Genomic DNA, 10,431 nt, shown 5'->3' with positions numbered 1-10,431 from the left:
GCTCGGCTCGGCGCCTGCTGGATACACTGCCGCTGCACCATTGTTCACCGTTTTGTCCCGCCTGCAACCGTCCATGCCTGCCGCCACGCCACCCCGCAAATCCGCCGCTGCAAAGGCCGTGCCCGCCGCCACCCTGGACCAGCCGGTGTACGAGGCCGTGCTCGACGCCGTCATGCACGGCCGGCTGCGCCCCGGCGAACGCCTGGGCGAGCCCGCGCTGTGCGAGCGCTTCGGCGTGAGCCGCACGGTGGTGCGCCAGGCCCTGCACCGGCTGGCCGAGTTGCGCATCCTGGACATCGTGCCCAACAAGGGGGCCACGGTGGCCCGCCCCGGCCCCAGGGAGACGCGCGACATCTTCGCCGCGCGCCGCGTGGTCGAGGCCGGCATCGTGCGCATGGTGGCCGCGCGCATCACGCACGGCGAGGTGCAGCGCCTCACGCAGCGCATGCGCGCCGAGCACGAGGCCCTGCACCAGCAGGACCATGCGCGCTGGGTGGCGCTGGCGGGGGGCTTCCACCTGGCGCTGGCGGAGCTCTCGGGCAATGCAGAGCTGCAGCGCATCCTGACCGAACTCATGACGCGCTGCTCGCTGATCGTCGCGCTGTACGAGGCGCCCGGCGAGTCCACCTGCGAGCACGAGGAGCACGAACAGCTGGTCGAGTGGCTGGCCCTGCGCGATGGCGACGCGGCGGCCGCTGCCATGGACCGCCATCTGCTGGCGCTGGAGGCCCGGCTGCGCCTGCCGGACGAAGGTACACCGCTGGGTTGAAAAATCGTATACGTTTATTATGCGAAATGGAATTTATCCGTTAATCAGGATAAAATTTCGTATACGATTTGTTTTATAAAAGGCCATGGACATCGATTTCTCGCAGCTGGACGCCTACCAGCGCTACAAGCTCATGGCCAGCCTGATCGTGCCGCGCCCGATCGCGCTGATCACCACGCTGGGCGAAGACGGCACCGTCAACGCGGCGCCTTTCAGCATGTTCAACATGCTCGGCGAGGACCCGCCGGTGGTCATGGTCAGCATCAACCGCCTGAAGGACGGCTTGCTCAAGGACACGGCGGCCAACATCCTGCGCACTGGCGAGTTCGTGGTGCACATCACCGACGAAGCCATGGCCGCGCAGATGCATGCCTGCGGCGACAGCCTGCCGCCCGATGAAAGCGAGCTGGCGCACGCCGGCCTTACGCCTGTGCCCTCGCGCAGCGTGGCGCCGCCGCGCATCGCCGAAGCCCCCGTGGCCTTCGAATGCGTGCTGCACGAAACCCTGGAGACCGCGAGCCGCTACGTCTTCATTGGCCGCGTGCAGTGGCTCGGCGTGCGCGAGGGCCTGGTGGACACCGAGCGCTGGCGCGTGCGCCTGCAGGACTTCCACCCCGTGGGGCGCTTCGGCGCGAGCTTCTACGTGAAGACTGGCGAGCGCTTCGCCATCGGTGCGGACACGCCTGCGCAGGCGCGCACCACGGCCATCGACGAGATCTGAGCGCCATGGCCGCACCCGCCTTCAGCGCACAGGACCACGCCGCGATGCGCCTGGCCATCGACGCTTCGCGCGCCGCGCTGGCTGCGGGCGACAACCCCTTCGGCGCCACGCTGGCCTCGCCCGCTGGCGAGGTGCTGTTCACCGCACGCAACAACCAGAACACCACCCGCGACTGCACCGGCCATGCGGAGCTGGTGCTGGTGCGCGAGGCCTCGGCCGCGCTCGGCCCCGAGGCCCTGCGCGGTGCCACCGTCTTCGCCAGTGGCGAGCCCTGCGCCATGTGCGCGGGCGCCATGTTCTGGGCCGGCATTGCGCGCGTGGTGTATGCCGCGAGCCAGCAGGACATCGCGCAGGCGCTGGGCGGGCCGCAACTGGCCACGCCGTGTGCTGAACTGCTGGCGCAGGCGCGCCCACCCGTGGCCGTGCAACACGGCCTGCTGCGCGACGAGGCCGCGGCCGCATTGCGCGGGGCCTGACTGCGCTGCAGGGGCGGGGCCTGCGGCCCTGCACAGGGATTTCCAGGGGCACGGCGCAGTGGGTGTGCGGTGTACAGTGCGCCGACACTTTTTTCCCCACCCCACAACGCCCCCACTGCCCACACCGTGCAGCGCAACGCATCCATCGCGCAGAGCGGCATACGTGATGGCGTATGACAAGAATGCAGGCCCCTGTATGCGAGACCACGCCCTTTTCGACAAGATAGACCTCCATCTCATAAGGGTCTTGCACACCGTGTTGACTGAACGCAGCGTATCGAGGGCAGCCATCCGCCTGGGCATGCACCAGCCGGCGGTGTCGGCCGCGCTCAAGCGGCTGCGCGACCTGGCGGGCGATCCGCTCTTGGTGCGCTCGGGCGCCAGCATGATGCCCACCGACGCGGCACTGCGCATGGTGGAGCCCGCGGGCGCCATCCTGCGCTCGGCCGAGGCCCTGTTCTCCGATGCCCGGGGCTTCGATCCGCGCACGGCCACCCGCACCTTCCGCGTGGCCGCCAGCGACTACCTGGACCCGCTGTTCCTGCCCCAGCTCGTGGCGCGCATCAAGGTCGAGGCCCCGCTGTGCCCGATCGAGATCCTGCCCCTGTCGGGCGACACGCACTACCACGCCCACTTGGCACAGGGCGATGTGGACGTGGTCATCGGCAACTGGCCGCAGCCCCCGGACGACCTGCACATGGGCCGCCTGTTCGGCGACGAGGTGGTGTGCCTCGTGAACCGCGACCATCCCGCGGTGCGCCGCGGCTGGGACGCCGAGAGCTGGCTGGCCGCCGAACACATCGCCCCCACGCCCACCCACCCCGGCGCGCGCGGCGTGATCGACCTGCACCTCGATGGCCTGGGCCTGGCGCGCAACATCACCGCGCGCTGCGCGCATTTCAGCGCCATCCCCCCCATCGTGGCATCGAGCTTGCTTGTGATGACCACCGGGCGCCAGTTCTGCGAGCGCTATGTGGACCACCTGCCGCTGGCCATCCTGCCGAGCCCCGTGGAGTTTCCGCGCCTCATGTACTACCAGCTGTGGCATGCCCGCACACACCACTCGGCGGCCGCCGTGTGGCTGCGCGAATGTGTGAAAGGCGTGGCTGCATCGCTACGAAAAGAATAGCTTTGCGATCATGCTGATCAAGCGATGGCAGGCAGTTTTATCCCTATAACGACCCACCAAACTGAGAGACAATCCACCGCATGAGTTCACCACCTCTTTCCAATGCCCCGGGCTTGGCGCCCCGGCTGCAGCTCACAGGCATCACCAAGCGCTATCCCGCCGTGGTGGCCAACAGCGGTGTCTCGCTCACGGTGCAGCCGGGCGAGATCCATGCCGTTCTGGGCGAGAACGGCGCGGGCAAGTCCACGCTGATGAAGATCATCTACGGCTCGGTCAAGCCCGACGAGGGCAGCGTGCACTTCAACGGCCAGGCGGTGCAGGTGCGCAATCCGCAGGAGGCGCGGGCCCTGGGCATCGCCATGGTGTTCCAGCACTTCAGCCTGTTCGACACCCTCACCGTGGCCGAGAACGTCTGGCTGGGCCTGGACAAGAGCCAGGACCTGGCCGAGGTCACGCAGCGCATCACCGCCAAGGCCGCCGAGTACGGCCTCGACATCGACCCGCTGCGCCCGGTGCACACGCTGAGCGTGGGCGAGATGCAGCGCGTGGAGATCATCCGTGCGCTGCTCACCAACCCCAAGGTGCTGATCCTCGATGAGCCCACCTCGGTGCTCACCCCCCAGGCGGTGGAAAAGCTCTTCGTGGTGCTGCGCAAGCTCGCCTCCGAAGGCTGCAGCATCCTCTACATCAGCCACAAGCTGCATGAGATCCGTGCGCTGTGCACCGCCTGCACCGTGCTGCGCGGCGGCAAGGTCACGGGCGTGTGCAACCCGGCCGAGGAATCGAATGCCTCGCTCTCGCGCCTGATGATCGGCGCCGAGCCGCCAGCGCTCGAGCACCGCGAGGTGCAGACCGGCGCCACGGTACTCAACGTGCAGGGCCTTTCGCTGCCGCGCGCCGACCAGTTTGGCGTGGACCTGGTGGACCTGTCCTTCGAGGTCAGGGCCGGCGAGGTGGTCGGCATCGCCGGCGTCTCGGGCAACGGGCAAAAGGAACTGCTCTACGCCCTGTCGGGCGAAGACCAGCGGGCCACGCCTGCCAGCATCCAGGTGGCGGGGCAGAACGCGGGCCGCATGGGCCCCGCCCGCCGCCGCGCCCTGGGGCTGCATTTCGTGCCCGAGGAGCGCCTGGGCCGCGGTGCCGTGCCCACCATGGGCCTGGCGCACAACCTGCTGCTCACGCGCACCAACTCGGTGGCGGGCAGCGGCTGGATCAAGGTGGGGGCGCTCGAAGCCCATGCGCGCGCCATCATCGAGCGCTTCCAGGTCAAGGCCGGTGGGCCGCACTCGGCAGCCAAGTCGCTGTCGGGCGGCAACCTGCAGAAATTCATCGTGGGCCGCGAGATCGATGCCAAGCCGCGGCTGCTCATCGTCTCGCAACCCACCTGGGGCGTGGACGTGGGCGCGGCCGCGCAGATCCGCGGTGCCATCCTGGCGCTGCGCGATGCGGGCTGTGCCGTGCTGGTGGTCAGTGAGGAGCTGGACGAGTTGTTCGAGATCTGCGACCGCCTGCATGTCGTGGCCAAGGGCCACCTGTCGCCCTCGGTGCCGCGCGCCGAGGCCACCGTGGAGCGCATCGGCGAATGGATGAGCGGGCTGTGGCATGCCGACGTGCAGTCCCACCTGGGACACGCAGGACGGGCTTCGGCCGTGGGAGGACTGCAGCATGCTTAAACTGGAACCGCGTCCCCAGTCCTCGCGGCTGTGGACCTTCGGCTCGCCATTGCTGGCGCTGGCCTTCACCGTGCTGATCGGGGTCATCCTCTTCGCCGCCCTGGGCAAGGACCCCGTGCGTGCGCTGCAGATCTTCTTCTGGGAGCCGATCAAGACGCCGTACGCCATCGGCGAACTCATGGTCAAGGCCACGCCGCTCTTGCTCATCGCCCTGGGCCTGGCCGTGTGCTTTCGCTCCAATGTCTGGAACATCGGCGCCGAGGGGCAATTCGTCATCGGCGCCGTGGTGGCTGGCGGTGTGGCGCTGCTGGCCGACAAGACCACCGGCCCGTGGATCGTGCCGGCCATCCTCGTGGCCGGCGTGCTCGGCGGCATGGCCTGGGCGGGGCTCACCGCGCTCTTGCGCGACAAGTTCAACGCCAGCGAGATCCTGGTCAGCCTGATGCTGGTCTACGTGGCCACGCTGGTGCTGGGCTACCTGGTGTACGGCCCGTGGAAGGACCCCATGGGCTACAACTTCCCGCAGACCAAGACCTTCGAGCGCGTGACGCAGATCCCGCGCCTGATGCAGGGCTCGCGCGTGTCCATCGGCCTGCTGCTGGCCCTGGCCGGCGCGGCCGCGCTGTGGGTCTTCCTGTTCCGCACGCGGGCCGGCTTTGCCCAGCAGGTGGGCGGCCTGGCACCGGCAGCGGCGCGCTATGCCGGCTTTTCGTCGCGCCGTGCGCTGTGGGTGGCGCTGCTGGTCTCCGGCGGGGCCGCAGGCCTGGCCGGTGCGCTCGAAGTGGCCGGCCCCATCGGCCAGCTCACGCCGTACGTGCCGGCGGGCTATGGCTTCGCGGCCATCATCGTCGCCTTCGTGGGGCGGCTGCACCCGGTGGGCATGGTGCTCTCGGCCATCCTGATGAGCATGTTCTACATCGGCGGCGAGCTGGCGCAGTCGCGCCTGGGCCTGCCCAAATCGCTCACCGGCGTGTTCCAGGGCCTGCTGCTGTTCACGCTGCTGGCCTGCGACACGCTGATCGCCTACCGCGTGCGCTGGGTGGGCCACCAGGGGGTGAAGGCATGAACCGCACACCTCGTATCCACCACATTTTCGGGCAGGGGGCTTGATATGGAATCCTATGCACTGCTCATAGGTGCCACGCTGAGTGCGGGCACCGTCCTGGCCATCGCGGCCCTGGGCCTGCTGATCAACGAGAAGGCCGGCATCGTCAACCTCGGTGCCGAGGGCATGATGCTGTGCGCCGCCATCGCCGGTTTCGCCACCGTGGTGCACACAGGCAACAGCTGGCTGGGCTTCGCGGCCGGCATGGCCGCCGGTGCCGTGCTGGCCGCCATCTTCGGCGTGCTGGTGATCTGGCTCAACACCAACCAGTACGCCACGGGCCTGGCACTGAGCCTGTTCGGCGTGGGCTTCTCGGCCTTCCTGGGCATCAGCTACGTGCAGGCCAAGCTGCCCGAGATGCCCAAGTACGCCATCCCCGGCCTGTCCGAGGTGCCGCTGCTCGGGCCCGCGCTGTTCCAGCAGCACCCGGTGGTCTACCTGACCATGCTGCTGGTGGCCGCGCTGATCTGGTTCCTGTACCGCTCGCGCGCCGGCCTCGTGCTGCGTTCGGTGGGCGAATCGCCCGAGTCGGCCCATGCGCTGGGCTACCCGGTGCGCCGCATCCGCCTGGCGGCCGTGGTGGCCGGCGGCGCACTGTGCGGCCTGTCGGGGGCCTACATCTCCACCGTCTACACGCCGCTGTGGGTCGAGGGCATGGTGGCCGGCCGCGGCTGGATCGCGCTGGCGCTGACCACCTTCGCCACCTGGCGCCCGGCGCGCGTGCTGCTTGGCGCCTACCTGTTCGGCGGCGTGACCATGCTGCAGTTCCACCTGCAGGCCACGGGCGTGCAGGTGGCCAGCCAGCTGCTGAGCATGCTGCCCTACGTGGCCACCATCGTGGTGCTGGCCCTGATCTCGCGCAACCCGGCGTGGATCCGCATCAACATGCCCGCCTCGCTGGGCAAACCTTTCTACCCTGGTTCGTGAAGATGGGCGGATGCCTTCTCGTGGCGCACGGCCTCGGCTTGGATCTTGCATCCTGCCGGGTGCCAAGGCCTTGCCGGTCGCATCTCCCCCAAAAACCTTTGGTTACCGCCCGGTAGATCGCCCCATAATCACCGTTTTCGTCCCCAACCTTGCAAACTCCTTCTTTCTTATAAGGAACCGACATGACTGATCTGCAGAAACGCTCCATGCTCAAGATGGCTGCGCTGACCGCCGTTGCGGCCGCCGCGCTGGCGGGCTGTGGCAAGAAGGAAGAGCCGGCACCGGCGCCTGCTGCCGCACCGGCCCCCGCGCCAGTGGCATCGGCCCCCGCGCCCAAGCCTGAGCCGCTGAAGATCGCGTTCGCCTATGTCGGCCCCGTGGGCGACGGCGGCTGGTCGTTCGCCCACGACAACGGCCGCAAGGCCATCGAGAAGGAATTCGGCGACAAGGTCGTCACCAGCTTCGTCGAGAGCGTGCCCGAATCGGCCGATGCCGAGCGCGTGCTGCGCGACCTGGCCGGCCAGGGCAACAAGCTGATCTTCGGCACCACCTTCGGCTACATGGAGTCGATCCAGAAGATCGCCCCCGACTTCAAGGACGTGAAGTTCGAGCACGCCACCGGCTACAAGACCGCCGACAACGTGCGCACCTACGACAGCCGCACCTATGAAGGCGCCTACATGGCCGGCGTGATCGCCGGTGCGATGACCAAGAGCAACACCCTGGGCGTGGTGGGCTCGGTGCCGATCCCTGAAGTGATCCGCAACATCAACAGCTTCACGCTGGGTGCGCAATCGGTCAACCCCAAGATCAAGACCAAGGTGGTCTGGGTCAACGAATGGTTCAGCCCACCCAAGGAAACCGAAGCCGCCACCTCGCTGATCAACGGCGGCGCCGACGTGCTGTTCCAGAACACCGACTCGCCCGCCGTGCTCAAGACCGCCCAGGAAAAGGGCAAGCGTGCCTTTGGCTGGGACAGTGACATGACCGCCTACGGCCCCAAGGCCCACCTGGCATCGGCCGTGATCAACTGGGGCCCGTACTACATCAAGGCCACCAAGGACGCTCTGGAAGGCCAGTGGGCCACGGGCCAGAGCTGGTGGGGCGTGAAGGAAGGCGCGATCGACATCGTCTCCATCGCCGAAGACGTGCCTGCCGACACCAAGGCCAAGGTCGAAGCGGTCAAGAAGGGCCTGGCCGACGGCAGCTTCCAGATCTGGAAGGGCCCGATCGTGGGCCAGGACGGCAAGGAAGTGGTCGCCAAGGACGCCGTCGCCGACGACAAGTTCCTGAGCGGCGTGAACTTCTACGTCAAGGGCGTGGAAGGCAAGATCCCCGGCGGCGACAAGAAGTAAGCCGCCATTGATCGGGCCACAACGGCCCGGTCCACGAAAGGGAACGTGCGCAGCACGTTCCCTTTTTCGTTGGGGCCGTACAGAATGTCCACAGGGCTGCGCGCCGGGCCCCGAACAACAAGAACCATTCCCATGATCGAAACCACCCTCTGGCACCCGGTGGCCCTGGCGCACGCGGTACAGCAGGCGCCCCTGGCCGTGCAACTGCTGCAGCACGCCCTCGTGCTCTGGCGTGATGGTGCCGGCCAGGTGCAGGCCTTCACGGACCGCTGCCCGCACCGGGGGGCGCGCCTGTCCCTGGGCCGGGTGCACGGCGGCCGCATCGAGTGCCCCTACCATGGCTGGCAGTTTGCAGCCAGCGGGCAGTGTGAGCATGTACCGGCGCTGCCGCAGTTCACGCCGCCCGCAACGCACTGCGCTCTGCGCCATGGCGTGGTGGAGGCCTACGGCCTCATCTGGGTGCGCATCGGTGCGGGCGATGCTGCGCTGCCCGCCTTCGAGGCCGAGGGCGACGAGCGCCTGCGCAAGCTCGATTGCGGCCCCTACGACGTGGCGACCAGCGCCCCGCGCATCGTCGAGAACTTCCTGGACATGGCGCACTTCGGTTTCGTGCACGACGGCTGGCTCGGCACGCGCGAGGCCACGGCCATCGACGACTACCGTGTCGAGCCCACGCCCACGGGCCTGCGTGCCACGGGCTGCAAGGCCTGGCAGCCGCAGTCCAACCTGCACTCGACGCTGCCGGCCCAGGTCGAGTACACCTACGAGGTGACCGGCCCCTACACGGCGGTGCTGACCAAGGTGCCCGAGGCCGGCACCACGGCCGTGGCCGGCTGGCGCGAGTCCATCGCGCTGTTCGTGTGCCCGCTCACGCCGGAGACCAGCCGCGTGTGGTTCCGCCTGGCCGTGGCCGACTTCGCATCGCCCGACGAGAGGCTGCAGGCCTTCCAGCACACCATCTTCACCCAGGACCAGCCCGTGCTGGAGTCCCAGACACCGCAACGCCTGCCGCTGGACCTGCGCGCAGAGTTGCATACCGCCGCCGACAAGGCATCATCCGCCTACCGCCGCTACCTGCGCGCCAGCGGCATCACCTTTGGAGTTTGCTGATGTTCAAAGTCCCCCCCATCCCCGCCGCGCGCATCCCCGAGCTGCTGCGCGCCATGCCCAAAGCCGAGCTGCACATCCACATCGAGGGATCGCTGGAGCCCGAGCTGATCTTCGCGCTGGCGCAGCGCAACGGCCTGTCGCTGCCCTATGCCGATGTGGAGGCGCTGCGCAGCGCCTACGCCTTCACCAACCTGCAGAGCTTCCTCGACATCTACTACGCGGGCGCCAGCGTGCTGCTGCACGAGCAGGATTTCTACGACATGGCGCGCGCCTACCTGGTGCGCGCCGCGGCCGACAACGTGCTGCACGCCGAGCTGTTCTTCGACCCCCAGACCCACACCGAGCGCGGCGTGGCGATGGAAACGGTGGTCAACGGCCTGCACCGCGCCTGCGTGGACGCGAAGGCCGACCTGGGTATCAGCGCCACGCTGATCCTGTGCTTCCTGCGCCACCTGAGCGAGGAGTCGGCTTTCGAGACGCTGGAACAGGCCCAGCCGTTTCTGGACAAGATCGTCGGCGTGGGCCTCGACAGCAGCGAGGTCGGCAACCCGCCCGAGAAGTTCGCGCGCGTGTTCGCGCGCTGCCGCGAGCTGGGCCTGCATCTCGTGGCCCACGCGGGCGAGGAGGGGCCGCCGGCCTATATCTGGAGCGCGCTCGACGTGCTCAAGGTCGAGCGCATCGACCATGGCGTGCAGGCCGTGCACGACGCCGCGCTGATGCAGCGCCTGGCGCAGGACCGCATTGCGCTCACCGTGTGCCCGCTGTCCAACCAGAAGCTGTGCGTGTTCCCCAACCTGGCCGACCACAACCTGGCGAAACTGCTCGACGCGGGCCTGGCCGCGACCGTCAACTCGGACGACCCGGCCTACTTCGGCGGCTACATCAACGACAACTTCACCGAGGTGTTCGCCGCCACGGGCATGACGGTGCGCCATGCCTACCAGCTGGCGTTCAACAGCTTCGAAGCCAGCTTTGCGGGCAACGCCGACAAGCGGGTGTGGGAGCACAAGCTCAAGGAGCGCTTCGAGCGCTTCATGGAGCACGACTACTGATCCCGGGGCGCTCGCACCAGAGGAGTGCAGAAATTCAGGGTAAACCCTATAATTCAACTTTATGTAAGCATTTGTTGGCTCCCGTGAGGTGCTGGCACTGCTGAATGCGGCCCC

Annotated in this window: 10 protein-coding genes; all 10 read left to right on the top strand. The window is 68.1% G+C overall.

Annotated elements, in window-relative coordinates:
* Nucleotides 1-73 precede the first annotated feature (73 nt).
* The 10 genes from AC07PA_RS10565 to AC07PA_RS10520 all read left to right on the top strand — a co-directional run bounded on the left by AC07PA_RS10565 (nucleotide 74) and on the right by AC07PA_RS10520 (nucleotide 10,317).
* On the top strand, nucleotides 74-769 hold the full coding sequence (locus tag AC07PA_RS10565; RefSeq protein WP_494605141.1) for a GntR family transcriptional regulator: 696 nt from the start codon (nucleotides 74-76) through the stop codon (nucleotides 767-769).
* 85 nt (nucleotides 770-854) lie between these two features.
* On the top strand, nucleotides 855-1,490 hold the full coding sequence (locus AC07PA_RS10560; protein WP_145695213.1) for a flavin reductase family protein: 636 nt from the start codon (nucleotides 855-857) through the stop codon (nucleotides 1,488-1,490).
* A gap of 5 nt (nucleotides 1,491-1,495) precedes the next feature.
* A complete protein-coding gene (locus tag AC07PA_RS10555; protein ID WP_494605139.1) occupies nucleotides 1,496-1,966 on the top strand; it encodes a nucleoside deaminase in 471 nt (156 codons plus the stop codon).
* 196 nt (nucleotides 1,967-2,162) lie between these two features.
* A complete protein-coding gene (locus tag AC07PA_RS10550; RefSeq protein ID WP_081497236.1) occupies nucleotides 2,163-3,095 on the top strand; it encodes a LysR family transcriptional regulator in 933 nt (310 codons plus the stop codon).
* 80 nt (nucleotides 3,096-3,175) lie between these two features.
* A complete protein-coding gene (locus AC07PA_RS10545) occupies nucleotides 3,176-4,768 on the top strand; it encodes an ABC transporter ATP-binding protein (protein WP_007847879.1) in 1,593 nt (530 codons plus the stop codon).
* A complete protein-coding gene (locus AC07PA_RS10540) occupies nucleotides 4,761-5,834 on the top strand; it encodes an ABC transporter permease (protein WP_007847875.1) in 1,074 nt (357 codons plus the stop codon). The genes AC07PA_RS10545 and AC07PA_RS10540 overlap by 8 nt, the downstream gene beginning before the upstream one ends.
* Nucleotides 5,835-5,879: 45 nt before the next feature.
* A complete protein-coding gene (locus tag AC07PA_RS10535) occupies nucleotides 5,880-6,800 on the top strand; it encodes an ABC transporter permease (RefSeq protein WP_057201413.1) in 921 nt (306 codons plus the stop codon).
* Nucleotides 6,801-6,982: 182 nt separating this feature from the next.
* Nucleotides 6,983-8,155: a BMP family ABC transporter substrate-binding protein gene (locus AC07PA_RS10530; protein ID WP_007847870.1), complete on the top strand. Its 1,173-nt coding sequence runs from the start codon at nucleotides 6,983-6,985 to the stop codon at nucleotides 8,153-8,155.
* A 132-nt stretch (nucleotides 8,156-8,287) separates the two neighbouring features.
* Nucleotides 8,288-9,265, top strand: a complete 978-nt coding sequence (locus AC07PA_RS10525; protein ID WP_494605135.1) for an aromatic ring-hydroxylating dioxygenase subunit alpha — start codon at nucleotides 8,288-8,290, stop codon at nucleotides 9,263-9,265.
* On the top strand, nucleotides 9,265-10,317 hold the full coding sequence (locus AC07PA_RS10520) for an adenosine deaminase (protein WP_007847865.1): 1,053 nt from the start codon (nucleotides 9,265-9,267) through the stop codon (nucleotides 10,315-10,317). The genes AC07PA_RS10525 and AC07PA_RS10520 overlap by 1 nt, the downstream gene beginning before the upstream one ends.
* The last annotated feature ends 114 nt before the right edge of the window (nucleotides 10,318-10,431 follow it).

The sequence above is a fragment of the Acidovorax sp. GW821-FHT09B03 genome, from assembly GCF_059418305.1.
The sequence above is the reverse complement of the archived record's forward strand: the minus strand, read 5'-3'. Positions and strand labels throughout refer to the sequence as shown.

Excerpts from the sequence above, each read along its gene's own strand:
- AC07PA_RS10565 (WP_494605141.1), top strand. The coding sequence starts at position 74 with ATGCCTGCCGCCACGCCACCCCGCAAATCCGCCGCTGCAAAGGCCGTG.
- AC07PA_RS10560 (WP_145695213.1), top strand. The coding sequence starts at position 855 with ATGGACATCGATTTCTCGCAGCTGGACGCCTACCAGCGCTACAAGCTC.
- AC07PA_RS10555 (WP_494605139.1), top strand. The coding sequence starts at position 1,496 with ATGGCCGCACCCGCCTTCAGCGCACAGGACCACGCCGCGATGCGCCTG.
- AC07PA_RS10550 (WP_081497236.1), top strand. The coding sequence starts at position 2,163 with ATGCGAGACCACGCCCTTTTCGACAAGATAGACCTCCATCTCATAAGG.
- AC07PA_RS10545 (WP_007847879.1), top strand. The coding sequence starts at position 3,176 with ATGAGTTCACCACCTCTTTCCAATGCCCCGGGCTTGGCGCCCCGGCTG.
- AC07PA_RS10540 (WP_007847875.1), top strand. The coding sequence starts at position 4,761 with ATGCTTAAACTGGAACCGCGTCCCCAGTCCTCGCGGCTGTGGACCTTC.
- AC07PA_RS10535 (WP_057201413.1), top strand. The coding sequence starts at position 5,880 with ATGGAATCCTATGCACTGCTCATAGGTGCCACGCTGAGTGCGGGCACC.
- AC07PA_RS10530 (WP_007847870.1), top strand. The coding sequence starts at position 6,983 with ATGACTGATCTGCAGAAACGCTCCATGCTCAAGATGGCTGCGCTGACC.
- AC07PA_RS10525 (WP_494605135.1), top strand. The coding sequence starts at position 8,288 with ATGATCGAAACCACCCTCTGGCACCCGGTGGCCCTGGCGCACGCGGTA.
- AC07PA_RS10520 (WP_007847865.1), top strand. The coding sequence starts at position 9,265 with ATGTTCAAAGTCCCCCCCATCCCCGCCGCGCGCATCCCCGAGCTGCTG.